This window comes from Formivibrio sp. oc-25, from assembly GCF_055810895.1.
The window spans coordinates 18840-45236 of record NZ_JBVVOL010000010.1 but is presented as its reverse complement, the minus strand read 5'-3'; the positions used below and the strand labels follow the sequence as shown (position 1 = coordinate 45236).

The 26397-nt window shown below is 57.2% G+C and carries 28 protein-coding genes; 15 read left to right on the top strand and 13 right to left on the bottom strand.

The genetic code is table 11. The features are described 5' to 3' along the window. Positions 1-490 precede the first annotated feature (490 nt). On the top strand, positions 491-850 hold the full coding sequence (locus tag AC0KVQ_RS08705) for a hypothetical protein (RefSeq protein WP_473420757.1): 360 nt from the start codon (positions 491-493) through the stop codon (positions 848-850). A gap of 58 nt (positions 851-908) precedes the next feature. Here the strand turns inward: AC0KVQ_RS08705 and rpsT are convergent, their stop codons facing one another. The 9 genes from rpsT to yajC all read right to left on the bottom strand — a co-directional run bounded on the left by rpsT (position 909) and on the right by yajC (position 8771). Then, entirely contained in the window at positions 909-1175 is a 267-nt protein-coding gene (gene rpsT, locus AC0KVQ_RS08700; protein ID WP_473420756.1) for a 30S ribosomal protein S20, read from the bottom strand. Positions 1176-1293: 118 nt separating this feature from the next. Then, positions 1294-2322, bottom strand: coding sequence for a CDP-6-deoxy-delta-3,4-glucoseen reductase (locus AC0KVQ_RS08695; protein WP_473420755.1), 1029 nt, complete (start codon positions 2320-2322; stop codon positions 1294-1296). A 73-nt stretch (positions 2323-2395) separates the two neighbouring features. After that, on the bottom strand, positions 2396-3154 hold the full coding sequence (locus AC0KVQ_RS08690) for a flagellar brake protein (protein ID WP_473420754.1): 759 nt from the start codon (positions 3152-3154) through the stop codon (positions 2396-2398). Between the two features lie 121 nt (positions 3155-3275). Beyond that, complete coding sequence (gene bioD / locus AC0KVQ_RS08685; protein ID WP_473420753.1) at positions 3276-3971, bottom strand: dethiobiotin synthase; 696 nt, start codon at positions 3969-3971, stop codon at positions 3276-3278. After that, on the bottom strand, positions 3968-4849 hold the full coding sequence (bioC, locus tag AC0KVQ_RS08680) for a malonyl-ACP O-methyltransferase BioC (protein ID WP_473420752.1): 882 nt from the start codon (positions 4847-4849) through the stop codon (positions 3968-3970). Before bioC ends, bioD begins: the two co-directional genes overlap by 4 nt. After that, a complete protein-coding gene (locus AC0KVQ_RS08675) occupies positions 4842-5519 on the bottom strand; it encodes a DedA family protein (RefSeq protein ID WP_473420751.1) in 678 nt (225 codons plus the stop codon). Before AC0KVQ_RS08675 ends, bioC begins: the two co-directional genes overlap by 8 nt. A gap of 72 nt (positions 5520-5591) precedes the next feature. Further along, a complete protein-coding gene (gene secF, locus AC0KVQ_RS08670; RefSeq protein ID WP_473420838.1) occupies positions 5592-6527 on the bottom strand; it encodes a protein translocase subunit SecF in 936 nt (311 codons plus the stop codon). A 22-nt stretch (positions 6528-6549) separates the two neighbouring features. Further along, the gene (gene secD, locus AC0KVQ_RS08665; protein WP_473420749.1) at positions 6550-8376 is read right to left on the bottom strand and encodes a protein translocase subunit SecD; all 1827 of its coding nucleotides are present in this window, start codon (positions 8374-8376) and stop codon (positions 6550-6552) included. Between the two features lie 71 nt (positions 8377-8447). Further along, positions 8448-8771, bottom strand: a complete 324-nt coding sequence (yajC, locus tag AC0KVQ_RS08660) for a preprotein translocase subunit YajC (RefSeq protein ID WP_473420748.1) — start codon at positions 8769-8771, stop codon at positions 8448-8450. A 147-nt stretch (positions 8772-8918) separates the two neighbouring features. On the opposite strand from yajC, the gene AC0KVQ_RS08655 reads away from it, so the two are divergent. Then, positions 8919-9674, top strand: coding sequence for an outer membrane lipoprotein (locus tag AC0KVQ_RS08655; protein ID WP_473420747.1), 756 nt, complete (start codon positions 8919-8921; stop codon positions 9672-9674). Between the two features lie 68 nt (positions 9675-9742). On the opposite strand, the gene tgt is transcribed toward AC0KVQ_RS08655, so the two are convergent. Together tgt and queA are read right to left on the bottom strand one after the other, a co-directional pair. Next, on the bottom strand, positions 9743-10858 hold the full coding sequence (tgt, locus tag AC0KVQ_RS08650) for a tRNA guanosine(34) transglycosylase Tgt (protein WP_473420837.1): 1116 nt from the start codon (positions 10856-10858) through the stop codon (positions 9743-9745). Between the two features lie 47 nt (positions 10859-10905). Further along, positions 10906-11928: a tRNA preQ1(34) S-adenosylmethionine ribosyltransferase-isomerase QueA gene (queA, locus tag AC0KVQ_RS08645; protein ID WP_473420746.1), complete on the bottom strand. Its 1023-nt coding sequence runs from the start codon at positions 11926-11928 to the stop codon at positions 10906-10908. Between the two features lie 278 nt (positions 11929-12206). Between queA and aroQ the strand changes: the two genes are divergently transcribed. The 8 genes from aroQ to AC0KVQ_RS08605 all read left to right on the top strand — a co-directional run bounded on the left by aroQ (position 12207) and on the right by AC0KVQ_RS08605 (position 18391). Beyond that, positions 12207-12662: a type II 3-dehydroquinate dehydratase gene (gene aroQ / locus AC0KVQ_RS08640; protein ID WP_473420745.1), complete on the top strand. Its 456-nt coding sequence runs from the start codon at positions 12207-12209 to the stop codon at positions 12660-12662. A 32-nt stretch (positions 12663-12694) separates the two neighbouring features. Next, positions 12695-13159 (top strand): acetyl-CoA carboxylase biotin carboxyl carrier protein, encoded by a 465-nt coding sequence (gene accB / locus AC0KVQ_RS08635; RefSeq protein WP_473420744.1) that lies wholly within the window; start codon positions 12695-12697, stop codon positions 13157-13159. 95 nt (positions 13160-13254) lie between these two features. Continuing rightward, positions 13255-14622, top strand: coding sequence for an acetyl-CoA carboxylase biotin carboxylase subunit (gene accC / locus AC0KVQ_RS08630; protein ID WP_473420743.1), 1368 nt, complete (start codon positions 13255-13257; stop codon positions 14620-14622). Positions 14623-14724: 102 nt separating this feature from the next. Further along, positions 14725-15612, top strand: coding sequence for a 50S ribosomal protein L11 methyltransferase (gene prmA, locus AC0KVQ_RS08625; RefSeq protein ID WP_473420742.1), 888 nt, complete (start codon positions 14725-14727; stop codon positions 15610-15612). A gap of 25 nt (positions 15613-15637) precedes the next feature. Then, on the top strand, positions 15638-16540 hold the full coding sequence (locus tag AC0KVQ_RS08620; RefSeq protein ID WP_473420741.1) for a DUF3426 domain-containing protein: 903 nt from the start codon (positions 15638-15640) through the stop codon (positions 16538-16540). A 70-nt stretch (positions 16541-16610) separates the two neighbouring features. After that, entirely contained in the window at positions 16611-17144 is a 534-nt protein-coding gene (tpx, locus tag AC0KVQ_RS08615) for a thiol peroxidase (protein WP_473420740.1), read from the top strand. Between the two features lie 123 nt (positions 17145-17267). Beyond that, entirely contained in the window at positions 17268-17771 is a 504-nt protein-coding gene (gene tpx / locus AC0KVQ_RS08610; RefSeq protein ID WP_473420739.1) for a thiol peroxidase, read from the top strand. 122 nt (positions 17772-17893) lie between these two features. Beyond that, a complete protein-coding gene (locus AC0KVQ_RS08605; protein ID WP_473420738.1) occupies positions 17894-18391 on the top strand; it encodes a hypothetical protein in 498 nt (165 codons plus the stop codon). A gap of 68 nt (positions 18392-18459) precedes the next feature. Here AC0KVQ_RS08605 and AC0KVQ_RS08600 read toward each other — a convergent pair whose 3' ends face one another. Further along, positions 18460-19293: a sugar phosphate isomerase/epimerase family protein gene (locus AC0KVQ_RS08600; protein ID WP_473420737.1), complete on the bottom strand. Its 834-nt coding sequence runs from the start codon at positions 19291-19293 to the stop codon at positions 18460-18462. Between the two features lie 226 nt (positions 19294-19519). Here AC0KVQ_RS08600 and bglB point away from each other — a divergent pair, with 226 nt between their 5' ends. The 4 genes from bglB to AC0KVQ_RS08580 all read left to right on the top strand — a co-directional run bounded on the left by bglB (position 19520) and on the right by AC0KVQ_RS08580 (position 23635). After that, the gene (gene bglB, locus AC0KVQ_RS08595) at positions 19520-20632 is read left to right on the top strand and encodes a beta-galactosidase BglB (RefSeq protein ID WP_473420736.1); all 1113 of its coding nucleotides are present in this window, start codon (positions 19520-19522) and stop codon (positions 20630-20632) included. A 126-nt stretch (positions 20633-20758) separates the two neighbouring features. Next, entirely contained in the window at positions 20759-21766 is a 1008-nt protein-coding gene (locus tag AC0KVQ_RS08590; RefSeq protein ID WP_473420735.1) for a TRAP transporter substrate-binding protein, read from the top strand. Positions 21767-21801: 35 nt separating this feature from the next. After that, positions 21802-22347 carry a TRAP transporter small permease gene (locus AC0KVQ_RS08585; RefSeq protein WP_473420734.1) on the top strand — a complete coding sequence of 182 codons (546 nt, stop codon included), beginning with the start codon at positions 21802-21804 and terminating at the stop codon, positions 22345-22347. After that, positions 22337-23635, top strand: coding sequence for a TRAP transporter large permease (locus AC0KVQ_RS08580; protein ID WP_473420733.1), 1299 nt, complete (start codon positions 22337-22339; stop codon positions 23633-23635). Before AC0KVQ_RS08585 ends, AC0KVQ_RS08580 begins: the two co-directional genes overlap by 11 nt. Before the next feature lie 71 nt (positions 23636-23706). Here AC0KVQ_RS08580 and AC0KVQ_RS08575 read toward each other — a convergent pair whose 3' ends face one another. After that, positions 23707-24237 carry a gamma carbonic anhydrase family protein gene (locus tag AC0KVQ_RS08575; RefSeq protein WP_473420732.1) on the bottom strand — a complete coding sequence of 177 codons (531 nt, stop codon included), beginning with the start codon at positions 24235-24237 and terminating at the stop codon, positions 23707-23709. 82 nt (positions 24238-24319) lie between these two features. On the opposite strand from AC0KVQ_RS08575, the gene AC0KVQ_RS08570 reads away from it, so the two are divergent. Further along, on the top strand, positions 24320-26362 hold the full coding sequence (locus AC0KVQ_RS08570) for a M3 family metallopeptidase (RefSeq protein WP_473420731.1): 2043 nt from the start codon (positions 24320-24322) through the stop codon (positions 26360-26362). Positions 26363-26397 lie beyond the last annotated feature (35 nt).

Genomic DNA, 26397 nt, shown 5'->3' with positions numbered 1-26397 from the left:
CGAAAAAGTTGCCCCGAAAGACGAAGAATAAACCGCCCACAGAACCAATCTTTTCAGGAGAACACCATGCTCGACGTATCCACCATCATCAGCATCGCCCAAGTTGCCGTTCCCGCCGTCGTTGGTCTGACTGGTGTGGGCTTGTCCATGATTAGCGAAGAGTTCAAATCAGACAAGGAATAAGCCCTTTCGCGGCATTCAAGGAACATCACCATATTTGACGATTTTGTAGCTTTTCTGGAACTGAACGCGTTGTTGTCCAACCACAGCATCGAAGAGATGGTCACCACCGACCAATAAGCCTCTCAACCCCGACCCGCACCGTCGCGATCGGATCGAAAAAGGTGAAGCATGTATCCAACCCAAACCCAGCCACCCGGCGCGGTCAAGCCCTGACAAGCTGACCGCGTTTTTTATTGCCGACAGCTTGGGTCCTTCGTGCAGATCTACCCTAAAACGTGTAGCCTGAATGCCTGGAGGAACAGCAACCATGGCCAGCTACCGCACTGAATTGAGCATTTCCCCACTATCCCACTCAGAGACCGAGCATGTCCTGACGGCGCTGCGTCAGACATGGCAGCAACCCGCATGCATCAATCGCCAAAACTGTGGCGATGCATATTTGCTATCGATAAGACATGAAGCGGAACTCGGCAGAGAAGAAAGCATTGCGCTGTTTGCCGAGCGCCTTGCTGCGAGTTTGTGGCAAGCCATTGGTCGCTTTGCGCGCATCTCGCTGGAGATCGCCCGGACCGATGAAGAAGCCGAATATTTCTGCCTGGAAGAAAAGGACTACCGGCGCATCTTGCCAGATTTTCGCTTAAGTCGCACACCGCACCCCAATGCATAAAAAAACAGGGCTCCCTGACGGAGCCCTATTTCTTTAACGACCTGAGATCCAACGATAATCAGGCAGCCATTGCCTTGATGGCGGAAGACAGACGGCTCTTGTGACGAGCGGCCTTGTTCTTGTGGAAGATATTCTTGTCGGAGAGACGGTCGATCACGCTGACAGATTGTTGATATACCGACTGGGCGGCAGCCTTGTCACCAGCTTCGATTGCCTTCAGCACCTTCTTGACAGCGGTACGGAATGCGGAACGCTGGCTAGCGTTGTGCTGACGAGCTTGTTCAGCTTGACGGGCACGTTTGCGAGCTTGGGCGCTGTTAGCCATGTTTACTTAACTCCTGATGAGATCAAATCACGGCCGGCACACCGACCATTTAATATTCGGAAACCAAGGATGATAGCGTTTTGCCCGCGGCTTTGCAAGTCCATGCAACCACCTCCAATCAACGCGGCTTGCGGCCATCTTTGGACGCAAAGAATGCATCCGAATAAAACTCTTCGTGCGGCAGGCCACGTGCGGTAAACGCCTCATGGGCCGCCTCAACCATTACCGGCGCGCCGCAGGCATACACCTGATAGGGCGCAAACGAGCCGTGGTCTTCCAGCACCACCTCATGCACCAGGCCGACTCGCCCCTGCCACCCGTCAGCCTCCAAGGGCTCGGACAACACCGGGATAAAGGTGAAATTGGCATGCTCACCCTGCCAGCGCTGTGGCAATTCACGCATGTACATCTCTGGCAGATTGCGCGTTCCCCAGTACAGAACTATCTTGCGCTGGATATTGCGGGCAAAGGCATGTTCCAGCATGCCCTTGATCGGAGCAAAACCGGTACCGGTTGCCACCAGAATGATGGGACGATCGGAATCCTCGCGTAAAAAGAAACTGCCGAGCGGCCCGGTAAAGCGCAGGATCTCGCGCTCTTTCATTTCATTCCAGACATACTCCGAGAACTCCCCACCTGGGGTGTGGCGGATATGCAACTCCAGCGTGCCGTTCTCGCGCGGTGCGCAAGCCAGCGAAAACGAGCGCTTCTTGCCGCCCTTGGCATGAATATCGATGTATTGGCCGGGCAAAAAACGAAACGCTTCTGACGGCGGCAATTTGAGGGTCAATACAGCCACATCGCCAGATACCTTGTCGATCTTGTCGACACGGGCAGGCAAGGTCAGCGTCTGGATATCGCGCGTGGCATCCACCTCACGGCATTCGACCACCACATCGCCCTCTGCCCTCGCACAACAGAACAAGGCCATGCCAGCTTCACGCTCGGCTTCCGACAGCGCGGAAAGCGCGTGATCGTCATGCATGACATTACCGGACAAGACCTTGCCCTTGCAGTTTCCGCACGAGCCATTGCGGCAGCCATAGGGCATGTGGAAATCAGCGCGCAATGCCGCATCAAGGATGGTATCGCTCTCGCCCATGTCAATGACCTGCCCTTTGGGCAGGATGGTGAGTTTATTGCTCATGCGTGTTCTCTTATCGGGTAATGGGCGAGAGATAAGGGCTGTCCGCGCTTTTGGCAAGGCAGGCGAGCCAAACTCACCCGATCAGCGCCTTGCGTTCGCGCTCGAGATGGGAAATCAGTTTTTGCAGATTGGCTTCCTGGCTGCGCGTCAGATTACAGAAGCGTACACCCACAATATACTGGGTCTGTCCCTGCCGATTGACGACTGACCGATAATTGCGCACTTCGATATCCAGACGCATCACACCGCCCGGACCCAGATCAAACATGACCTGCTGAAACTTCATGCCCAGTTCGATCTGGCCAATTTGTGCCTCGGGAAACCACGCACCAACCCCACCCAATGAAATATCACGCAACTCGAGTCGGACTGCTTCATCGTTCTTCAATGTAAGCCGACAGAAGTAAGGATTGGACAGCGGAGTGGGCAGGCGAAAAAATTCGCGTCGTTGCAGCTTGATCAAGTCAGGCGGGAAAGGGGCACACAAGGCCGGCCGGCCCTCATGCTGCACACTGCGCACATGGCTGGTGGAAAATTGCACGCGCACGCCTTCCGGCATGGCAATGAATACAACTTTTTCAGCTTTCTGGATGGCATCATTACTGGCCTGATGCCCGCTCAGATCGAACACGAATTGGCGCGCCTTGAGATCGACATCCAGAATGCGTGTCAGCAGCATATCCTTGCCGCTATTGAAATAGGTCGTGACAAAATCCGCACGCTGCATGAGCGTACGCAACACAAAGCCTATCTCTACCGGTGATGACAAGCGGTATGGGCCAATATCTTCGGATTCCGAAATCGGGCGTACGGCACCGTCTTCTTGCTGCATGATTTTTGATTGTGTGAGAAACGGTTTTGTCTGATTCAACATTTTAGCGACAAACCACCATTCCTGTCAGAACCCGTTAAAAATCTGTAGCGGCCGACTCCCTGCGGGGGAGGCACAATACTCAGCCCATGTGCATCCCGAAGTCTTGCATCAGCAATGCAATACGATCTCCGGAGATCGCCTGCACTTCAGCATCAGGCGAGTATGAAATTTCCGCAAGGCAAGGTGCCGGGATTGCCTGTTGCAGCCAGGCCAGGTTTTCCGGGTAGCACTGCATGACCGGATCGACTTGATTGGCCACCCAACCCACCAAGGGCAAACCGCTGTGCCGGATGGCACGCACGCTGAGCATGGCATGATTGAGGCAACCAAGGCGCATCCCGACCACCAGAATCACCGGCGCAACCAAAGCCTTGGCCAAGTCCTCCATGCACGTCGAATCCGACAGGGGTGCCAGCCAGCCGCCCGCGCCTTCGATCAGCACGATATCGGCCAAGTGTTCCAGCTGATCGGCACACGTCACCAGATGACCGATATCGATCGACACGCCAGCCTGGCAAGCCGCCAGATGCGGCGAGATGGCCGGCTCAAACCGATAGGGACTCACCCATGACAGCGGAGCGTCGACATTGCCGGCCCGCCTGTGCGCATCAACATCGGCATTGTGCAATTGCCCTTCCCGCCAATCACAACCGGAGGCCACCGGTTTCATGCCAACGGCCCGCAATCCGCTGCGCGCCAGCCCACGCAGCAACTGTGCCGTGACCACGGTCTTGCCGACATCAGTATCGGTACCGGTGATAAAAAAGCGGCTCATGTTCTTGGCCTGAAACTGATGATCTGCCGGCCATCCGGCAAGGTGCGTGCGGCAGGCTCGCCTTTCCAGGCATGGCCATAGATCACTTCATAAGTAGCAGGCAACAAGCCATCGGCACGGAAGCGCTCATAACTGGCCTCCATACTGCGCCAGGCTTGCTTGCCCATCAGGCCGCTGCGCCGATCACCGCCACGCAGACTGTGCGCACCGATCCCTTTCAGGTCCGCCAACACCTCGCGCACGCTGGTGTAGGTCATGACGAGGTTTTCCATTTCCATCACCGGCGCGGAAAAACCCACCCGCCCCAGCGCATCGCCCAGATCATGCATGTCGATGAAGCGGTTGACATGCGCATGCCCATCCACCCCGCTGAAGGCGGCACGCAGCTCTTTCAGGGTATCGGGCCCCAGCGTGGAAAACAGGAATAATCCGCCCGGACGCAGCACCCGCAGACATTCGGCAAACGCCTTGTCCGGCGTTTCGCACCACTGCAACGCCAGGCTGGACCAGACAAAATCCAGGGAGCCATCAGCAAAAGGCATGTGTTCGATATCACCACATACCTGCACCGCTGCGGGCCTGCCACGCAAGCCATGCAACCAGCGGTTCCAGCCTCTGGCACCACGCTGGCGCGCGATCTCCAGCATGGCAGGGGCAAGATCGAATTCAACCAGGCGCGTTTGCGGGTAACGCTCCTGCAGCAGCGGCCCAGCGTAGCCGGTACCACAGCCGGCATCGAGCATGCCTTGCGGCTCGATCCTGATCACGGCAAGACGATCCAGCATGCGATCCACCACCTCGCGCTGCAGCACCGCTGCGGCATCATACCCGTGGGCAGCAGCGTTGAAAGCAGCACGAATACTTGCCTTGTCACTCATGAACGACTGCCTTGGTCATGCGCGCACGCAGGAATTGAACAACTGCTGGCGCAAAGGAAAGTGCCACGATGCCGATCAACACCAGCGAGAGATTCTTCTTGATGAATTCGACGTTGCCGAACTGGTAACCGAGTGTCACCAGGCCGCCCACCCAAAGCAATGTTCCCAGCACGCTGAAACCCAGGAAACGCAGATACGGCATTTCTCCCACGCCGGCCACAAAGGGGGCAAACGTACGCACGATCGGGACAAAACGTGCCAGCGTCACGGTCTTGCCGCCATGTCGCTCATAAAAGGCATGGGTTCGATCCAGATAATCGCGCCGGAAAATCTTCGAATCCGGATTGGCGAACAGCCTTTCACCGGCGAATCGGCCCACGAAATAATTGGTCGAGTCGCCCAGAATGGCGGCGGCCATCAGTGCAGCCACAAGAATTACCGGATCCATCTGACCCAGCGCCGCCAGCGCGCCGGCGACGAACAACAAGGAATCACCAGGCAGAAATGGCATAACAACCAGCCCGGTCTCACAAAATATGACTGCGAACAGGATGGCGTAAATCCACGGGCCGTACTGGCCAACCAACACGGCCAGATGCACATCCAGCCGCAAGAAGACATCCACCAGAAAAGCAAGGCCGGTCGACAACCAGGTCCAGAATTCAAGCATCAAAGCCTCACATATATGAAAACGCCGACGATAGACTCGCCGGCGCAGGAAAAATTCAATGGTCGCAGGTGATCAAACCACTGCCTCTTCCTTGACCTTCACCGGCTTGATCATGTTTTCGCGCGTCAGCCCGAACAGCAACAACAAGGGGCTGGCGACCAGCACCGAGGAATAGATGCCGAACACGATGCCAATGGTCAAGGCAATGGCAAAGTAGTGCAGGCTCGGCCCACCCAGGATCAGCATCGACAGCACCATCATTTCGGTCGACATGTGGGTAATGATGGTCCGGCTCATGGTGGCGGTAATGGCATTATCGATCACCTCGGGCACCGACCTGCCGCGCATTTCGGCCTTGCGGAAGTTTTCGCGGATCCGGTCAAACACCACTACTGACTCGTTCACCGAATAACCGAGCACGGCCAGCACGCCGGCCAGCACCGGCAGCGAAAATTCCCACTGAAACAGCGCGAAGCAACCCAGAATGATCACCACGTCATGCATGTTGGCGATCACTGCTGACAATGCAAAACGCCATTCGAAACGGATGGCCAGGTAAATGATGATGCCCACGCATACCAGCAGGGTCGCCGTCAGGCCGTGCGTGACCAGTTCATCACCGACCGACGGGCCGATAAACTCGACCTTGCGCATTTCCACGGCAGCATCGTCTTTTTTCAGCTCGGCCAATACTTCGTTGGAAAGCTGAGCCGACGTTTTATCCTTGATGTTCGGCAGACGAATCATCACATCGCGCGTGGTACCGAGCGACTGCACCTGCGATTCGCCATACTTTAGCGCATCGACATGCTCGCGGATTTTTTGCATGTCGGCCGACTGGCTGTAGCGCACTTCCAGTACGGTACCGCCGGTGAATTCAACTCCGAAATTCAATCCTTTGAAAATCAGGAAGAATACGGCCGCTACAAAGGTAGCCAGCGATATCGCCGTAGTGAGCTTGCCATAGCTCATGAAGGGAATATCGCGTTTTACATGAAACAGTTCGATCATTTTCAAATCCTCTACCAACTCAGACCGCAATCGAGGTCAGGCGGCGACGATAGCCGTAAATCAGATTGACCACACCGCGCGAGACGAACACCGAGCTGTACATCGAAGTCAGAATCCCCAGGCAGTGCACCACGGCAAAACCGCGCACTGCGCCCGAACCGAAGATCAGCAGCGCAATACCGGCAATCAGGCTGGTGATGTTCGAATCCAGAATGGTGGCCCAGGCATGCTCGTAGCCGGCGGAAATGGCCGACTGCGGCGGCACGCCATTACGCAATTCCTCACGTATGCGCTCGTTGATCAGCACGTTCGAGTCAATCGCCATGCCCAGTGCCAGCGCAATGGCCGCGATACCGGGCAGGGTCAGCGTTGCCTGCAACAGGGAAAGCAAAGAGAGCAGGAACAACAGGTTGGTAGCCAGACCGACCGCCGACACCACCCCGAACACGCGGTAGTAGACCACCATGAACAGCGTGATCGCGGCAAAACCGTACAGGGTGGAGTGGAAGCCCTTGGTAATGTTCTCGGCACCCAGGCTCGGGCCGATGGTACGTTCTTCGGCAATGCTCATCGGCGCAGCCAGCGAACCGGCACGCAGCAGCAGGGCCACATCATTGGCTTCCTGCACACCCATCGAGCCGGTAATCTGCACGCGGCCACCACCGATCTCGGCACGCACTACCGGGGCGGTAACGACCTCACCCTTGCCCTTTTCCACCAGCACCATGGCAATACGCTTGCCGATGTTGTCTCGGGTAAGGTCACGGAAAATACTGGCGCCCACGGCGTCGAGATTGATATGTACGGCTGGCTGGTTCTGTTCGTCAAAACCGGCCTGGGCATCATTGATGTTTTCGCCGGTCAACTCGACTTCCTTGCGCAGCAGAATCGGGCGCGGCTGGCCATCATGGCCGCGCTCGGTCATCAGCTCATAACCAAGCGGAACATTACCACCCATGGCTTCAGTCAGCTTGGCCTGGTCGTCCTCAACCAGACGCACTTCCAGCGTGGCGGTACGCCCCAGGATATCCTTGGCCTTGGCCGTATCCTGCACACCCGGCAACTGCACCACGATCCGCCCTTCGCCCTGCTGCTGAATGATCGGCTCGGCCACACCCAGCTCGTTGACGCGGTTATGCAGCGTGGTCACGTTCTGTGCCACGGCATCGGTCTTCAGTTGCAACAGTGCCTGCTGGCCATACGCCACCATGACCTTGTAGCTGCCACTTTCCTTGACTTCGGTGATGGTCAGCGTCGGCAGAACGCGACGAATGGCGGCACTGGCAGCATCCACGGTTTCCGCGTCGCGCAGTTGCACTTCGACCCGATCACGCTCGCGGCTGATACGGCCATAGCGGATCTTCTTGTCGCGCAGTTCGCGGCGGATTTCGCCGGCCGTTTTCTCCAGCGCCTTGTCGACCGCCGCTTTCATGTCCACTTCCAGCAGGAAGTGCACGCCGCCGCGCAAATCCAGCCCCAGGAACATCGGTTTGGCACCGATGCTTGCAAGCCAGGCGGGTGTGCGCGACAGCAGGTTAAGTGCAACGATGTAATCCTCGCCCAATGCGGACTGGATCACATCCTTGGCCTTGAGCTGATCCTCGGTATTGGCAAAGCGCAACTTGGCCGAACCGTTTTCGAACATCGCCCCTTCCGGCGTCAACCCTGCGGTACGCACCAGATCCTGGGTCCGCGTCAGGATTGATTCATCGAGCTTGAGCGTTGCCCGTCCGCTCGATATCTGGACTGCAGGGCTTTCGCCGTAAAAATTTGGCAGGGTATAGAGAAGCGCCGCAACCAGCGTCACGGCAATCAGGATGTACTTCCAGAGCGAATAGCGATTCATGGCGAATCCATCAAAATGAAAAAAGCGACAGGCGCGAAGCCATTACTTCGCGCGTGTCGCCCGATACCTGCTTAGCGGCTGATTTTTTTCAGCGTACCTTCTTCAAGCTTGGCAGCAACAGCTGCGCGCTGCACCACGATCTGCACGCCATCCGCGATCTCAAGCACGAAATAGGTTTCGTCGACCTTGATCACGCGGCCCAGAATGCCGCTGGCGGTCGATACCTCGTCACCCTTGGCTAGTGCGCTGAGCATGGCCGCATGTTCCTTGGCACGTTTTTGCTGCGGACGAATCAACAGGAACCAGAACAACACACCGATAACCAGCATCGGCGCCAGTTGCAGCAAGAAGCTCTCCGAACCAGCAGTGGCTGCGTAGGCAGGTGCAATAAACATGAATATTCCTTTGTCTCAGTTAATTAGATCTGGCAAGAATCAAGGCGGCCCATTCTAGCTGCTGCGCCATGCAAAATCCACCTCACGTCGCAGTCGGGATGGCGCTATCATGGCATCCGACACTTGCACCGCATCAGGAGACACGCCATGCACTACAAAGTTCTGCCCCTGGCCATCGCATTTTTTGTCACCACGCATCTGGCAAGCGCAGCGACGCTCAGTGATATCCGCGCCGGGATCGAATCAGAATTCAAAACCGATACCGCCGTCTGCAAGGAACTGGACAAACCAGAAATTCAGCCTTGCCTCAAGGAAGCCACCGCCAAGAAAAAGGCCGCCTACACCGCAGCCTGGAACAAGCGTGATCCGGTCCAGCAAACCCGGATCTATTACGGCAATCTCAACACCAACAAACCCAAAATCGAGCAAGACTATAAAAGCGATCTGGCATTTTGCAAGGAATTGGGCAAGGCTGAATCCGCCACCTGCCAGCGCGAAGCCCTGGAGCGCAAGAAACAGGCGATCAAGTCGGTCATGACCGCACCGCGCGACCAGAAAAGCGCATGCCCGACCTGTGGCACCGTCACCTCGGTACGCGAAGTGGAAAAACCGGGGCAAGGCACACTGCTTGGCCAGATTGGCGGCGGCGTGGTTGGTGGCGCATTGGGCAATCAGGTCGGCAAAGGCGACGGACGCACCATCGCCACAATTGTCGGTGCCGTAGGTGGGGCACTGGCCGGCAATGAGATCGAAAAACGCCTGAAGTCAGGCAAGTATCATGAGGTCAGTTTCCGCCTGAACAATGGCGAAGAAAAAAGCATGACATTCGACACGCAAGCGCATGGCTTCAAGGTGGGCGATCCGGTTCGCTTTGAAAATAACCAATTGACGCACCAGCAATAAACCTGTCCGGCACAGATGGGCCGCCAGCAATAAGGCGGCCCACTTCTTCAGTTACTCTCCAGATCCAATCAGTCGGCGCCGCGTGCCCGCTCAACCGCAAAGCGTGCAGCAAATGCCGCGTAGCCATCAACTTCAATTGCCGCACGAATATCGCGCATCAGCTCCTGATAGTAATGCAGGTTGTGGATGGTATTGAGCTGTGCCCCCAGGATTTCACCAGCACGGAACAGGTGATGCAGGTAGGCCCGGCTGAAATTGCGGCAGGCATAGCAACTGCACCCCTCATCCAGCGGGCGAGGATCATTGCGATACTTGGCATTCTTGATCTTGATATCGCCCCAGCGCGTGAACAGCATGCCGTTGCGCGCATTGCGCGTCGGCATCACGCAATCGAACATATCCACGCCTTGGCCGACGGCAAACACCAGATCCTCAGGCGTGCCCACGCCCATCAGATAGCGCGGCGAGTGGGTCGGCAGCTTGGGCGCGGTATGCGCCAGGATCCGGGTGAACTCCTCCTTGGGCTCGCCCACCGACAGCCCCCCGATCGCATAGCCATGAAAACCGATATCGGTCAGCCCGGCCAGTGATTCCTCGCGCAGGTCTTCGTGCATGCCACCCTGCACGATACCGAACAGCGCATTGTGGTTCTGCAAGCGATCAAACTCGGCACGCGAGCGCTTGGCCCAGCGGTAGGACAGGCGCATCGAATCGCCCGCTTGCTTACGATCGGCCGGATACGGCGTGCATTCGTCGAAAATCATCACGATATCGGAGTTGAGTACCGTCTGGATGCGCATCGATTCTTCCGGCGTCAGAAAGAGTCGGTCGCCATTGATCGGGCTCTGGAACTTCACACCTTCCTCGGTGATCTTGCGCAGAGCGCCCAGACTGAACACCTGAAAACCGCCAGAATCGGTCAGGATCGGCTTGTCCCAACCCATGAAGCCATGCAGACCGCCAAAGGTTTCAATCACTTCCAGCCCGGGGCGCAGCCACAGGTGAAAGGTGTTACCCAGAACAATCTGCGCGCCAATGTCGTTCAGATCACGCGGGGTCATCGCCTTGACCGTACCGTAGGTGCCAACCGGCATGAATACCGGGGTTTCAACCACGCCATGATCAAGCGTAAGCGTAGCGCGGCGGGCTGCGCCACTGGTGGCCTTGAGTTCAAACTTCATCAGAAACATCCTTGTGCAAACCGGAAACACAGTCCGGCGCGTTGAAAAAATTACGGTTGCCGCTCAAGCAGCATGGCATCTCCGTAACTGAAAAAACGGTATTGATGGTCGATGGCATGGCGATAGGCGGCCATGATCGTGTCATACCCGGCAAACGCCGCCACCAGCATCAGTAGCGTCGATTTGGGCAAATGAAAATTGGTGATCAGTCGATCCACCACCCTGAACTGGTAGCCAGGCGTGATGAAAATATCTGTATCACCCTGCAATTCGGCCAGCAGCCCGTGCTGGCTCGATGCCTCCAGTGCACGCAGGCTGGTAGTGCCGACCGCAATCACGCGACCTCCCGCCGCACGGGTTTGCCGGATCAACTCAGCCGTGGCCGCCGGGATGGTGTAGCGCTCGCGATGCATGACGTGCTCGGCCACATTTTCAGCCCGCACCGGCTGGAAAGTGCCGGCACCGACGTGCAAGGTCACGAAAGCCGTATTCACGCCAGCAGCTTGTACCTCTTGCAGCATCTGCTCAGTGAAATGCAGGCCAGCGGTTGGCGCCGCTACCGCGCCCGGATCACGCGCATAGACGGTTTGATAACGCTTGGCATCTTCTTCATCCGGGGTATGGGTGATATAAGGCGGCAGCGGCAACTGTCCTGCTTCATCCAGGATATCGAGCACATTCTGCTCGCCGGCAAAACGCAGCAAGAATAGATCTCCTTGGCGCTCGACCATCTCGGCAGACCACTTGCCCGCAAAAATCAGGCGCGTTCCCGGCTTGGGCGATTTGGATGCGCGCACGTGCGCCAGCGCCTGATGGGCATCGAGCACGCGCTCGACCAGCGCTTCGACCTGACCACCACTTTCCTTTTTACCGAACAATCGTGCCTTGATCACGCGCGTATCGTTAAATATCAGCAAATCGCCTGCGCGCAGCAAGCCCGGCAAGCCAGCAAACTGCATATCTTCGAGTCGATCGCCCTCCACGTGCAGCAACCTGCTGGCTCCGCGCACAGCCGGAGGAAATTGCGCGATCAGATGTTCAGGCAGGAAATAATCGAAATCGGAAACTTGCATGCCGCACTCAATAGGAGAACAATCGGCGGATTATAACAGCCGGGCCAGCCGCAAACGGCTTTGCACTCTCCTCCGGCACAGCGATCGATTACTGCATTTTTGCTTAACGCAGATTTACACGTTCAACGACGTTTATTCATTTTCTCGGATTTTGCTGGACAAATATCAAGCAGCTACGGCAAACTTCGCCGGTTTTAGCGGGTCATAGCAACCTGCATTACCCGCTTTCAGCTTGATGCAATGCATGCTGATACACTTGCAAAAGGATTGATATCACCATGGCCAATACCCGCAGGATTCTGGTTTTGCATGGTCCCAACCTCAACTTGCTCGGTGTACGGGAGCCCAAGCACTACGGTGCAGATACGCTGGCCAGCATCAATGCCCGCCTCATCGAACTGGGGCAGGCTCACGGCGCGGAAATAGAAACATTCCAGTCCAACCGCGAATACGAACTGATTGAACGCATTCAGGCCACCCTGAGTGATGGTACTGACTTTGTCGTGATCAACCCGGCAGCCTTTACCCACACCAGCGTCGCCATCCGTGATGCGCTGGCCGCGAGCAAGATGCCCTTTATTGAAGTGCATCTCTCCAACGTGCATGCCCGGGAAGCTTTCCGTCACCACTCGTATTTCTCTGATATCGCTGTTGGCGTGATCTGCGGGCTGGGTGCCAAAGGTTATGAATATGCGCTGCGTCACGCGCTCGAATATACCCCCAAGGCCGGTTAAGTCCGGCTTTTTCAAGAAGGAGCTAAAATTCAATGGACTTGAGAAAACTGAAAAAACTCATCGACCTGGTTGAAGAATCCGGCATTGCCGAGCTGGAAGTGACCGAAGGCGAAGAAAAAGTCCGTATCACGCGCGTCAACAACAACATGCCGGCGTTTATTCACCAGGCACCGATGCAATACCAGCTACCCGCAGCAGCGCCAGCAGCTGCACCAGTAGCGGCCGCAGCCGCACCGGCAGAGTCAGGCAGCGATCTGCCGGCAGGCCACGTTGTCAAATCCCCGATGGTCGGCACCTTCTATCGCTCGCCCTCGCCCGGCGCCACCTCCTTTGTCGAAGTCGGCCAGACCGTGAATGTCGGCGATACGCTGTGCATCATCGAAGCCATGAAGCTGCTCAACGAGATCGAAGCCGACAAGGCTGGTGTGGTCAAGGCCATCCTGATCGAAAGCGGCCAGCCGGTCGAATATGGCGAACCGCTGTTTGTCATTGGCTAACCCGATTCAGTGAACATGTGAACAAGTGAACGGGTGAAGGCCAGATCCTTCCCCGTTCACTTTTTCACTGCTTCACTCGTTCACTGGAGCAAACCATGTTTGAAAAAATCCTGATTGCCAACCGCGGCGAGATCGCCCTGCGGGTATTGCGCGCCTGCCGCGAAATGGGCATCAAAACGGTTGTCGTGCACTCTGAAGCCGACCGTGAAGCCAAATATGTCAAATTGGCCGATGAATCGGTCTGCATTGGCCCGGCACCCAGCCCGCAAAGCTACCTGCACATTCCGGCCCTGATTGCTGCCGCCGAAGTCACACAGGCCGAAGCAATTCACCCTGGTTATGGTTTCCTGTCGGAAAACGCCGATTTTGCCCAGCGCGTCGAGGAATCCGGCTTTGTCTTCATCGGCCCGCGTCCGGACTCCATCCGCCTGATGGGCGACAAGGTTTCCGCCAAGGATGCGATGAAAAAGGCCGGCGTGCCCTGCGTTCCCGGCTCGGACGGCGCATTGACTGACGACCCGCAGGAAATCCTCAAGATGGGACAGCAGGTCGGTTACCCCGTCATCATCAAGGCTGCCGGTGGTGGTGGTGGTCGCGGCATGCGTGTGGTTCACAACGAGGAAGAGCTGCTGCGCGCAGTCGAAATGACCAAGTCCGAGGCGGGCGCCGCCTTTGGCAACCCCATGGTCTACATGGAAAAATTCCTGCAGAAGCCGCGCCACATCGAAATCCAGATCCTGGCCGACCAGCATGGTAATGCCATCTACCTGGGCGAGCGCGATTGCTCGATGCAGCGCCGCCACCAGAAGGTAATCGAAGAGGCGCCGGCGCCCGGCATTACCGATGCCCAGCGCAAACGCGTGGGTGAAGCCTGTGCCGAGGCCTGCCGCCAGATTGGCTATCGTGGTGCGGGTACGTTCGAATTTCTGTATGAAAACGGCGAATTCTATTTCATTGAAATGAACACGCGCGTGCAGGTCGAGCACCCGGTCACAGAACTGATTACCGGCATCGATATCGTGCAGGAACAGATCCGCATCGCCTATGGCGAAAAGCTGCGCTACACCCAAAAAGACGTGAAGATGAAGGGTCACGCCATGGAGTGCCGCATCAATGCGGAAGACCCGCTCAAATTCACGCCGAGTCCCGGTCGCATCACCACCTACCATGCACCGGGTGGCCCAGGTGTGCGTGTCGATTCGCACGTCTACCAAGGCTATTTCGTACCGCCGAACTACGATTCGATGATCGGCAAGATCATCACCTATGGCGATACACGCGAGCAGGCAATGGCCCGCATGCGCATTGCCCTTTCCGAAATGGTGGTGGAAGGCATTCACACCAATATCCCGCTGCATCAGCAACTGCTGATCGATGCCGGTTTCGTCAAGGGCGGAGCCAGCATCCATCACCTGGAACACCGCATGCCGGATATCCGCTCCCTTTTGGAAAAACAGCAGTAATGACGTGAGAGGCGAGGCATGAGGAATAAGGGCAACCCCCCATTCCCCACGCTTCGCCTTTCGTTTTCACTCCTACACCTCACCCCTGGCGCCTCACATACCATGCCCTGGCAAGAACTTCGCATCACCGCTGATTCCACCCACGCCGAAGCGCTCTCGGACGCGCTGTTTGACCTGGGCGCCCTATCCGTTTCGATCGAAGATGCCGCAGCGGGCACGGCTGAAGAAAAACCCATTTTTGGTGAACCGGGCGAACCGGTTGATCAACTCTGGGAAAAAAGTGTGGTGGTCGCCCTGCTGGAAGAATCAGCCGACGCCGAGTTGATGGCCGTGGCGGCAGCCAATGCCGTACGCATCGACCTCCCCCCGCATGACGTGAGCATCGTTGAAGAACAGGACTGGGTTCGCCTGACCCAATCGCAATTCGAGCCAATTCCAATCTCGCAGCGGCTGTGGATCACACCCACCTGGCACGAATGCCCGGATCCGGCGGCGGTCAACATACAGCTCGATCCCGGCCTGGCTTTTGGTACCGGTAGCCATCCCACCACACGCCTGTGCCTGAAATGGGTCGACGCCAACATCCGTGGCGGAGAAACAGTACTCGATTACGGCTGTGGTTCCGGCATCCTGGCCATTGCCGCAAAAAAACTGGGCGCAGGCCAGACGGATGGTGTCGATATCGACCCGCAAGCCATGATCGCATCGCGCCAGAATGCCGAGCAGAATCATGTCGACATCCGTTTCTTCCTGCCGGATGCCGCACCGGATCAACAATACGATGTGGTGCTGGCCAACATCCTGACCAACCCTCTCAAGGCACTCGCCCCCTTGTTGGCAGGCAAGGTGCGCCATGGTGGGCGGATCGCACTTTCCGGCATTCTGGAAGAGCAAGCCGACGATGTCATGGCCATCTATGGCCAGTGGTTTGATTTTTCTGCGCCAGCCGTGGAAGAAGGCTGGGTTTGCCTGTCCGGCACACGTAAATAGCCTGGAAATGATCTAGAATCGGCGCATGGACCATATCACCCGTTGCCCGAACTGCGCCACAGCCTTCCGGGTTACCGACACCCAGCTTGCTGCCCATCAGGGCAAGGTGCGCTGTGGTCGTTGCGCACTGATTTTCAATGCCCGAGACAGCCTGCTACCTCAGCCGTCAGTAGACTTGCCAGAGGTAGCGCAGGCACCCGTGCCGGCCCCTGAGGAAACGGCCGAGCAGGCGAGTTTTGCGTTGTCACCGGCAGCTGTCTTGCCAGACAACGTGCAGCCCGAAACCGATACGCCATCTGAAGTCTTCGAACCGCTGCCGCAATCATCGCCGCCCGCCAATCACTCCTTGCCCGCAAACACTCCAGCCATCGGCGAGAAAACCGTCGACACCGGCTACCACCCTATCCTGCTGCCCGAGGACGATGCACTGTTCGCGCCACTACCCAAGCCACGTCATGCCGGCTGGTGGCTGGTAGGCACCAGCCTTGCCGCACTGGCACTCATCGCACAACTCATCTTTGCCTATCGAATGACCTTGGCAATGGAGTTTCCGATGCTGCAGCCGCCCATGACGCGGCTATGTGCGCAACTTGGCTGCGATATGCCGCTGCCAGCGCAGGCAGACCGCCTGCGACTTGAATGGTCCGAACTGACTTATGTGCCGGATCACCCTACCCTGATTCAGCTGTCTGCCACGCTGCGCAACCTGGCAGGATACGAACAGGCACTGCCGCTGCTCGAACTCACACTCACCGACAATCAGGAACAGATTGTCGCCCGCCGCATATTCCGCCCACACGAATACCTGGCCAGCCAGGAAAAGAATCGTAAAAGCCTGCCGGCGCGCGATGAGTTGCATGCCTTCCTGCAATTGGAAACGCAGGCACTGAAATCCACCGGCTACTCACTCTACTGGTTCTACGAGTAGCCCCTTGTTTTCGGCCGATTCCATTCCATACTGAAGCTATCATCACCACCCCGCATCAGGAGTTCTTTCCATGGCCACCATCATGCTTAATGGCACCCCGGTCAGCGTTGGCGGACGCTTTCCGCGCGCAGGCGATATCGCGCACAGTTTCATGCTGGTCGACACCCAATTGCAGGATGTTGCACTCTCCAAATACTGGGGCCAGCGCAAGCTGATCGCCGTGGTTCCCAGCCTGGATGCCGCAATCGGGCTGACCATTGCCCGCCAACTCGAAAAGCTGGCGTACACGCTGGAAAACACCGTCGTCATGATCGTATCGGTAGACACGCCATACGCCCTGTCGCGCATTGCCGTATCCGAAGGATTTCGCAAGCTCCACCTGCTCTCGACCCTGCGTGGACGTGATTTCCACAAGGACTACGGCGTCATGATCACCGATGTACCTTTGTCCGGGCTGATGGCTACCGCCCTGCTGGCACTGGATACCAATGACGAAGTGCTGTACGCCGAACTGGTTGCCGACATCAACGCCGAGCCCAATTATCAGGAAGCTTTGAAGCCGTTGCTGCCTGAAACTGAAAAAATGCTTCTCACCGAAAAATGATGCCACGACCGGCGCCAGCCGGTCTTTTCAGGACTGTCACCAGCACTCACTTGCAGAGATGCATCGCATTACTGATAATGGCAAGCACTCTCAATAACACATAAAGTCAAACTGGAGATATACATGGCATCAACCAAGCTCGGCGGCAACCCCGTCACCCTCAATGGCAACTTCCCTTCTGTCGGCAGCACGGCCAAAGCCTTCAATCTGGTAGGCAAGGATCTGGCAGATGTGACACTTGCCAGCCTCGCCGGCAAGAAGAAAGTACTGAACATTTTTCCGAGCATCGATACGGGTGTCTGCGCCGCTTCCGTGCGCCGCTTCAATCAGGAAGCTGCAGGCCTCACCAACACCGTTGTGCTCTGCATCTCGGCGGACCTGCCTTTTGCCCAGGCTCGTTTCTGTGGCGCTGAAGGGCTGGAAAATGTGATCACGCTCTCCACCATGCGCGGTCGCGCTTTCCTGGCCGACTATGGTGTTGAAATCGCAGATGGCCCGCTGGTCGGCGTATCCGCACGCGCAGTGATCGTACTGGACGAGCAGGACAAGGTGATCCACGCTGAACTGGTGCCTGAAATCAAGCAGGAACCGGATTATGCCGCAGTTCTCAAGGCACTCAACGCTTGAGCATTTGCAGGCATTCAAGCAACGGCGGGGTCCTCCCGCCGTTTTGTTTTTTGTGACCGTCCCCACACGCCGCAGGCATCGAATCGACTAAAATTATTTTTGAACTGTCGGGGAGAACAATCGTGTTTAAACGGATTTTGTTATTGCTTTGTCTGGCCATGCCACTGCAGGCAGAAACTCGCCTGACCGTACGCTTTGCCAATCCGGCGTGGAATGGTGTGAGCATTCCCGTTGGCCAGCAGTGCCCCAGACATGGCGGAGCAGGCGCCACGCCAGCCCTCAATGTATTCGACCTGCCCACCGGCACCGCCGCACTTTTGCTGGAATTCTCGGAAAAAGGCAGCAAACTCGACCATGGCGGGATGGGGCGTATCGGTTACATCGTGCCCAAAGGTGTTGCCAGTGCGCAGGTTCCCTCGATCCATGGCAACAGCATGAATCTGCCGGCTGGTTTTTTCCTGGTCAGCCCGCACCAGGGTGATGATGCGCCGGGGGCTTATCTTCCCCCCTGCTCGGGCGGCAAGGGTGCCCGCTACACCTTGACGGTGCGCGCGCTTGATGCACCGAACAAGGATGGCAAGGTACTGGGTGAAGGCCGGCTGGAGCTCGGCAAGTACTAGGCTCTGTTGAGCAAAAAGCCTGCTTGTTTCCAAGCAGGCTTTTTATATGGATTTTACCCCAATACTGATCAGCACAGCGCATCAAAGCTGCGCAGATAGGCCAGCGCCGGATCACGCGCTTCACCGGCGGTCTCCTCCATCAGCAGCGGTATGCCGGGCTTGAGCTTGCCCACACGTTGCAACAGCGCAGCGTAATCCAGAATCCCCTGCCCCGGCGGTACCCGAACCAGCTTGCCATCGCGCACGATGAAATCCTTGGCGTGCAAGGTCACGATCTTTTCACCGATCAATTCCAGCGCCCGATCAAAATAGGCGCCCTGATCCGCGCACTCATCGGGCAGGATGATGTTGGTCGGATCATAGATCACTTGTACATGGTTGGAATCGAGTGCCTGCAACACGCGATGCAGCCGGTCGATATCGTAGACCACGTGCTCGGCCGCCGCCTCGAGCGCAATCATCACACCCCATTTCTCGGCCTCTTCGGCCAGCTCACGCAGGGTACACAACAAATCGACCAGCGCGGCCTCGTCGCGATTACCCGGATGCGGGCTGCAATCGGCGTAGAGCGAACCGGTCTCGGTGCCGACCACGCTGGCGCCGAAATCACGTGCAAAACGCAGTGCTTCCTTGAAACGCTTGATCTCGGCCCTGCGGGCTGCCGGATCAGGATGGACCGGGTTGATATAGCAGCCCAGCACAGCGATCTGCACGCCCTGTTTGGCAAACGCCTGCGCGGTTTGCCAGGCAAAACCGGGATTCCAGCCCCCCACCGGCGGCGCGCCCGGAATCGCCTTGGCCGGTGCCAGCTGCACCGCTTGCAGGCCGCGTTCTGCTGCCAGCGCCGCCAGCTCGGAAGCACTGCCCATGCCCAGATCGTGCGCGCGAATTCCCAGTATCATGTTATTTATCTCCTTATTGTCATGCGATGCAGCATAAAACCCCACCGACAGCCCGGCCTTGAAATCGTTGCCATCTTCCGCGACAACTGGCCATCATTTAAAGGCGATTGCGTGCGCAAATCACTAATGTTGCGTACTGATGAAAAGCATCACCCGCCAGGCATGTAGCCCGGCAAGCGACCTGAATCACACTGTTTGTCATTCTAGACACAAGGAGTAGTAGAACATGGCAGCCAACCATCAACCCAAAGTGACTCCGCGCGAGGTACATGGCCATATCGCCAAGCTGATGGACAACCTGGTCAACATCAAGGATGAAACCGGCGAATTCCTGCTCAAGCTGGAAGATGGCCGCATCATCGATACCAAGGGCTGGAACGATTGGGAGTGGACCCACGGCGTCGGCCTGTATGGCCTGTATCGCTATTTTGACCAGACGCACGACGCGCAATGCCTGCAAGTCATCACCGACTGGTTCAAGAACCGTTTCGAAGCCGGCACACCGACCAAGAACATCAACACCATGGCTGCCATGCTGACGCTGGCTTATCTGTACGAGCGCACCGGCAACAGCACCTACAAGCCGTACCTGGAAATCTGGGCCGACTATGTCATGTACGACATGCCGCGCACCGAAGACCACGGCTTCCAGCATATCGTTTTCAACAATGACAACCACCAGCAACTGTGGGACGACACGCTGATGATGAGCGTGCTGCCGCTCGCGAAGATCGGTCTGCTGCTGAACCGTCCGGATTACGTGGAAGAAGCCAAGCGCCAGTTCCTTATCCACATCAAGTATCTGTTCGATACCAAGAGCGGTTTGTGGTTCCACGGCTGGAACTTCGAAGGTCGCCACAACTTCGCCGAAGCGCTGTGGGCACGCGGCAACAGCTGGATCACCATCGTGATTCCGGAATTCATCGAACTCCTGAACCTGCAACCGGGCGACCATCTGCGCGAATTCCTGATCGACACCTTCAAATCGCAGGTTTCGGCACTGGCCAAGTACCAAGACAAGGAAACCGGTCTGTGGCACACCCTGCTCGACGATGAGACTTCCTACCTCGAAGCATCGGCCACCGCCGGCTTTGCCTTCGGCATGCTCAAGGCGATCCGCAAGCGTTATATCGGCGCCGAATACCTGCCAGTGGCCGTCAAGGCCGTGGAAGGCGTAATTGCCAACATCGACGACAAGGGCGAACTGGTCAATGTTTCGTTCGGCACCGCGATGGGTTCGACCAAGCAGTTCTACAAAGACATCAAGCTGACCTCGATGCCGTACGGCCAATCCATGGCCATCCTGGCACTCACCGAGTACCTGAACCACTACATCTGATCCGGATTCAGTTCGAACCGGCGTCATCCCCATGGCCGCACCCCTTCAAGGGTGCGCCAGGGGTCTTTTCACGCCAAAAAAACGTTGATCGTGCCTGGCACAATCACCATCAGGAAAGTTTAGAAAGTGAAAATCAGATTATTGATCGGCATCCCGTTTCTGGTCTTGCTGGGATGCATCGCGTTTATCGCATTGAAAAAAATCGACAACCGGGGTGTCACCATCCTGCGCTTCGCCTATGCCAGCAACCCCAAGCCGGTCAAGGATGCCATTGACCGCTTCGCCCTCGATCTGGAAAAGAAGAGCGAAGGCAAGATCAGGGTACTCGTCTTCCCGGACGGCCAATTGGGTGGCGAACGCGAACTGGTCGAGCTGACCCAGACCGGTGCGGTCAACATGACCAAGGTTTCCGCCGGCCTGCTGGAGAGCTTCTCGCCGCAGTATGGCGTGTTCTCGATGCCCTATCTGTTCGACAGCGAAACGCACTTCTACCGCAGCATGGAAGACCGCAGCATCGTTGATCCCATCTACCAATCCACCGCACCGCTGCGCTTTGTCGGCCTGACCTACTACGATTCCGGCCAGCGCAGTTTCTACACGCGCGACAAGGCTATCCGTACGCCGGACGACCTGAAGGGTCTGAAGATCCGCGTGATGCAGAACATGACCAGCATCAAGATGGTCAGTGCGCTGGGCGGCTCGCCGATTGCCATGAACAACTCGGAAACCTATTCCGCGATTCAGCAAGGCATTATCGACGGCGCCGAAAGCAACGAGTTTGCCATCACCGTACCGCGCCACGGCGAAGTGGCCAAGCAGTACTCCTACGATATGCACACCCGCGTGCCCGACATCGTGATCATCAATTCGGACGACTACGCCAAACTGCCGGCCGAACAGCAGAAACTGCTGCAGGATATTGCACGGCAATCGACGGACTACCAGAAAACCGTGTGGCATACCGCGATCAATGAAGCACGAGAAGAAGCCAAGCGCGAATTTGGCGTGGCCTTCAATGAGGATGTGAACATCAAGTCCTTCCAGGCAGCCGTGGCGCCCCTGTACGAAGAACTCAAGCAAAAACCGTCCGCTTACGCCATCTACCAACAGATTCGTGCCATTGCGCCGCAGTAATCGCCCGTTTCTGATTCGATCAAAGGAGTAATACCGTGTTGCAGCTCAGAAAGATGCTCGACAGGGCCATTGAAGCGTTTGCTTGTCTGGCCATGGCGACCATGCTGTTTGTCTCGGTCTGGCAGATTGTCAGCCGTTATGTATTCAGAGACCCGATCATCTTTTCCGAAGAGTTCCTGCGCTATGCGCTGATCTGGATGGCCGTGGTCGGCATCGCCTACGGCGTGGGCAAAAGCGAGCACATCGCACTTGACCTGCTCAAGGACGTACCGCGCAAGACACAGCTGATGCTGGCCCTGTTCACCCAAGTGACCTTTATCCTGTTTGCTGGCTTCATCATGGTGGCAGGTGGCGCCAAGGCTGTGGCAGTTGCCTTCAACCAGATATCCCCGGTGTTGGGCATTTCCATGGGCCATGTTTATCTGGCCATGCCCGTCGGCGGGGCGCTGTCGGTTGTATACAGCTTGCTGAACATTGCAGATCTGCTCGTCGGCGCATCGCAACCCCAGCAAGCCCACAGTGCGCCTGAGGCTGACGAAATGCGTGCAATCGCGCTTGAAGGAGAAAAAAATGCAGCTTGAAGCTGGCGTAATCCTGGTGCTGCTGTTCGCAGCACTCCTGACCCTGAATATCCCGATTGCCATCTGCATCGGTGCGGCATCGGTGGGTGCCGTGCTGGTCATGATGCCGTTTGATGTGGCCATTTTCACCGCTGCGCAAAAGATGGTTTCCAGCCTGGATTCGTTCGCGCTGCTGGCCATTCCGTTCTTTATCCTTTCCGGCGTGATGATGAATGGCGGCGGTATCGCCCAGCGGCTTGTCAACCTGGCCAAGGTGGTGAGCGGGCGCATTCCCGGCTCCATCGCGCAGACCAACATCGTCGGCAACATGCTGTTCGGCTGCGTATCGGGTTCGGCCATTGCTGCATCCACCGCCATCGGTGGCGTGATGATTCCGTTTGCGGAAAAGGAAGGTTATGACCGCGATGTCGCTGCAGCAGCCAATATCGCCTCGGCTCCGACCGGCATGCTGATTCCGCCGACCACTTCGTTCATCATCTACGCAACCGTTGCGGGCGGCGCATCGATTTCAGCCATGTTCATTGGCGGCGCCATTGCCGGCGTACTATGGGGTATCGGCAGCATGATGGTGGTCTGGCTGGTGGCTAAAAACCGCAACTACCGCAAGGCTGAGCGTGTGACGTTGCCAGTAGCGATCAAGACTTTGGTTGAAGCGCTGCCCAGCCTGCTGCTGATCGGTTTGATCGTGGGCGGCATTTCGTTTGGCGTTTTCACCGCGATTGAAGCATCCGCCATCGCCGTGGTCTACACCATGTTCCTGACCATGGTGTTCTACCGCACGATCAAGCTGCGTGATCTGTATGCCGTGACGGTACAGACCTTCCTGATCACCAGCGTGGTGATGTTCCTGCTGGCGGCATCGGCCACCATGTCGTTCGCCATGGCATTTACCGGTTTGCCGGCAGCCATCAGTGATCTGATTCTGGGTATCACTACCGACAGATTCGCCGTACTGTTGATCATCAACATCCTGCTGCTGGTCGTGGGCATGTTCTTCGATATCGGCCCGGCGATCCTGATCTTCACCCCGATCCTGTTGCCTCTGGCGGTCAAGGTGGGTGTCAGCCCGGCGCATTTCGGCATCATCATGGTCTACAACCTGTGCATCGGTACCATCACCCCGCCGGTAGGTACCGGCTTGTTCGTCGGTGCCGGCATCGCCAAGCTGCCGGTCAGCCAGGTAATCAAGCCATTGTTACCGCATTATGCGGTCATCATCACCATTCTGATGCTGATCACCTACATACCCGACCTGACCATGGCCCTGCCACGCTGGCTGGGTGTCTGAAACTCCAGCGCAGCCATGTAAAAAACAAAACCCTCGTGCTAAACGAGGGGTTTGTTTTGGAGATTGCCTGATCAGCTCTGCTGATACTTCTTCATCAGCTTCACATAGTTGTTGGCCGAATAATTGAAGCTGGCGAGTTCCTCATCGGTCAAGGCACGAATTTCACGCACTGGGCTGCCCAGATAGAGGTAGCCGGAGCGCAGCACCTTGCCCGGTGGCACCAGTGATCCCGCACCGACCATGACATGATCTTGCAGCACAGCCCGATCAAGAATGATCGATCCCATGCCGATCAGGCATTCGTTGCCAATGCTGCAACCATGCAGAATCACGCTATGGCCGACCGTGACGCGGTCGCCGATCACCAACGGTGCGCCATCCGGATCGGATTCACGCTTGTGCGTGACATGCAGGACTGCGTTATCCTGGATGTTGGTCTGCTTGCCGATACGAATGAAATTTACATCACCGCGCATCGATACATTGGGCCAGACCGAGCTCTCTTCGCCCAATACCACCTCGCCAACAACCTGAGCACTTTCATGCACCCAGGCGCCCTCACCGAGCTGCGGCGTAATATCGCCAAATTTGCCAATTGCCATTCTTGCTCCCAGCTTGTAATTTCTTGCCCTTGCGCCCATCTCTTCAATGCGAGATTTCATCCATTTTACCCGAGGCCCATCCATGACCGTTGCCGTAAATAATCCCTTGCTTGATTTTTCCGGATTGCCCCGCTATGCCGAGGTGCGTCCGGAACACATCACACCCGCGCTGGATGTCCTGCTGAATGACTGCCGTGATGCGGTCAGCGCCGTACAAGAGATCGCCAAGCCCACCTGGGAAAACTTCGTGGAGCCGATGGAAAACGCGCTGGAAAAGCTCGGCCGGGCCTGGGGAATCGCTGGCCACCTGGAAAGCGTGGTCAATTCGCCGGAACTGCGCGATGCCTACAACAGCAATATCGCGCGCATTTCCAACTTCTATACCGAGCTCGGCCAGAACGAAGCGCTGTACGAAGGCTACAAGAAGCTGCACAAGAGCGCAGCCTTCAAGAAATACTCGCAAGCACGCCAAACCATTGTCGAACACGCACTGCGTGATTTCCGCCTGTCCGGTGCCGAATTGCCGCCCGAACAGAAGGAGCGTTTCAAGCAACTGGCCGAACGCCTGTCGGAACTGACCAATCGTTTCTCGCAAAACCTGCTCGATGCCACCGACAGCTACGCCGCCTATATCCGCGATGAAAAACGCCTGGCCGGCCTGCCTGCCGACAATCTGGCCGCAGCCCGCGCTGCCGCCGAAGCCGATAACCGCCTGGGCTACAAATTCACGCTCAAGGCGCCGAGTTATATCCCGGTCATGCAATACGTGCGTGATCGCGCCTTGCGCGAACAGATGTATACCGCCTACGTTACGCGCGCTTCCGAATTCGATCGCGACGAATGGAACAACGGCCCGCTGATCAAGGAAATCCTGCAGCTACGCCAGGAAGCCGCACAGATGCTGGGCTTTGCCAACTACGGCGAGGAATCGCTGGCCACCAAGATGGCCGAATCGCCGGAGCAGGTGCTGACATTCCTGAAGGATCTCGCGCACCGTTGTCGTCCGTTCGTGATGAACGATCGCGCCGCCATGGTGACCTGGGCATTCGAAAACCTGGGCATCCGTCAGCTTGAGCCATGGGATGTGGGCTATGTATCAGAGAAGATCCGCGAACAGAAATACGCGTTCTCCGAACAGGAAGTGAAGCAGTACTTCACCGAACCCAACGTACTCTCCGGCCTGTTCCACCTGATCGAAACCCTGTACGGCTTGCGCTTTGTCGAAGCGGAAGCGCCGCTGTGGCATCCGGACGTTTGCTATTTCGAGCTGAAAAATGCCGATGGCTCGCTCGTGGGCGGCCTGTATCTGGATCTGTACGCCCGCGCAGGCAAGCAGGGCGGTGCCTGGATGAACGACGTACGCGCCCGGCGCAAGCTCGCTGACGGCAGCATCCAGACGCCGGTGGCGCTGGTGGTGTGCAACTTCGCCAGCGGCATCGACGGCAAACCGGCCCTATTGCGCCACGACGACGTCATCACCCTCTTCCACGAATTCGGCCATGCCTTGCACCATCTGCTGACTGAAGTCGACGAGCTGGGTGTCTCCGGCATCAGTGGTGTGGAGTGGGATGCAGTCGAATTGCCCAGCCAGTTCATGGAAAACTTCTGCTGGGAATGGCAGTTGCTGCCGAAAATGACCAGCCACGCCGAAACCGGCGAACCTTTGCCGCATGAACTGTTCGGCAAGATGCTGGCCGCGAAGAACTTCCAGAGCGGCAGTGGCATGCAGCGCCAGCTGTATTTCTCGATCTTCGACATGGCGCTGCATCAATGCGTCGAACCCACCGATGTGCAGGCACTGGCCGAGAGCATCCAGCAGGAACTGGGCTTGCCCCTGCCGCCGTTCTACAACCGCTTCCCGCAGAGTTTCAGCCACATCTTTGCCGGCGGCTACGCGGCAGGCTACTACAGCTACAAATGGGCCGAAGTGCTGTCGGCCGACGCGTACGCAGCGTTCGAGGAGGAAGGGATTCTCAACCCGGCCACCGGCGCACGCTTCCGCCATGAAATCCTGGGACGCGGCGGCGAACGCCCGGCACTGGAATCATTCAAGGCCTTCCGTGGCCGCGAACCCAAAATCGATGCACTGCTGCGCCATAACGGGCTGGAAGAAAACGCGGCCTGATTGAAGGTCGAAATGAAAAGGGGGCAGAATCGGTT

Coding starts and splice junctions, on each gene's coding strand:
- bglB (WP_473420736.1), top strand. CDS start 19,520: ATGGCAGCCAACCATCAACCCAAAGTGACTCCGCGCGAGGTACATGGC.
- queA (WP_473420746.1), bottom strand. CDS start 11,928: ATGCAAGTTTCCGATTTCGATTATTTCCTGCCTGAACATCTGATCGCG.
- AC0KVQ_RS08705 (WP_473420757.1), top strand. CDS start 491: ATGGCCAGCTACCGCACTGAATTGAGCATTTCCCCACTATCCCACTCA.
- tpx (WP_473420739.1), top strand. CDS start 17,268: ATGGCATCAACCAAGCTCGGCGGCAACCCCGTCACCCTCAATGGCAAC.
- AC0KVQ_RS08695 (WP_473420755.1), bottom strand. CDS start 2,322: ATGAGCAATAAACTCACCATCCTGCCCAAAGGGCAGGTCATTGACATG.
- tpx (WP_473420740.1), top strand. CDS start 16,611: ATGGCCACCATCATGCTTAATGGCACCCCGGTCAGCGTTGGCGGACGC.
- accB (WP_473420744.1), top strand. CDS start 12,695: ATGGACTTGAGAAAACTGAAAAAACTCATCGACCTGGTTGAAGAATCC.
- accC (WP_473420743.1), top strand. CDS start 13,255: ATGTTTGAAAAAATCCTGATTGCCAACCGCGGCGAGATCGCCCTGCGG.
- yajC (WP_473420748.1), bottom strand. CDS start 8,771: ATGTTTATTGCACCTGCCTACGCAGCCACTGCTGGTTCGGAGAGCTTC.
- AC0KVQ_RS08570 (WP_473420731.1), top strand. CDS start 24,320: ATGACCGTTGCCGTAAATAATCCCTTGCTTGATTTTTCCGGATTGCCC.
- rpsT (WP_473420756.1), bottom strand. CDS start 1,175: ATGGCTAACAGCGCCCAAGCTCGCAAACGTGCCCGTCAAGCTGAACAA.
- aroQ (WP_473420745.1), top strand. CDS start 12,207: ATGGCCAATACCCGCAGGATTCTGGTTTTGCATGGTCCCAACCTCAAC.
- prmA (WP_473420742.1), top strand. CDS start 14,725: ATGCCCTGGCAAGAACTTCGCATCACCGCTGATTCCACCCACGCCGAA.
- AC0KVQ_RS08600 (WP_473420737.1), bottom strand. CDS start 19,293: ATGATACTGGGAATTCGCGCGCACGATCTGGGCATGGGCAGTGCTTCC.
- secD (WP_473420749.1), bottom strand. CDS start 8,376: ATGAATCGCTATTCGCTCTGGAAGTACATCCTGATTGCCGTGACGCTG.
- AC0KVQ_RS08675 (WP_473420751.1), bottom strand. CDS start 5,519: ATGCTTGAATTCTGGACCTGGTTGTCGACCGGCCTTGCTTTTCTGGTG.
- AC0KVQ_RS08655 (WP_473420747.1), top strand. CDS start 8,919: ATGCACTACAAAGTTCTGCCCCTGGCCATCGCATTTTTTGTCACCACG.
- bioC (WP_473420752.1), bottom strand. CDS start 4,849: ATGAGTGACAAGGCAAGTATTCGTGCTGCTTTCAACGCTGCTGCCCAC.
- AC0KVQ_RS08620 (WP_473420741.1), top strand. CDS start 15,638: ATGGACCATATCACCCGTTGCCCGAACTGCGCCACAGCCTTCCGGGTT.
- bioD (WP_473420753.1), bottom strand. CDS start 3,971: ATGAGCCGCTTTTTTATCACCGGTACCGATACTGATGTCGGCAAGACC.
- AC0KVQ_RS08575 (WP_473420732.1), bottom strand. CDS start 24,237: ATGGCAATTGGCAAATTTGGCGATATTACGCCGCAGCTCGGTGAGGGC.
- AC0KVQ_RS08690 (WP_473420754.1), bottom strand. CDS start 3,154: ATGCAGCAAGAAGACGGTGCCGTACGCCCGATTTCGGAATCCGAAGAT.
- AC0KVQ_RS08580 (WP_473420733.1), top strand. CDS start 22,337: ATGCAGCTTGAAGCTGGCGTAATCCTGGTGCTGCTGTTCGCAGCACTC.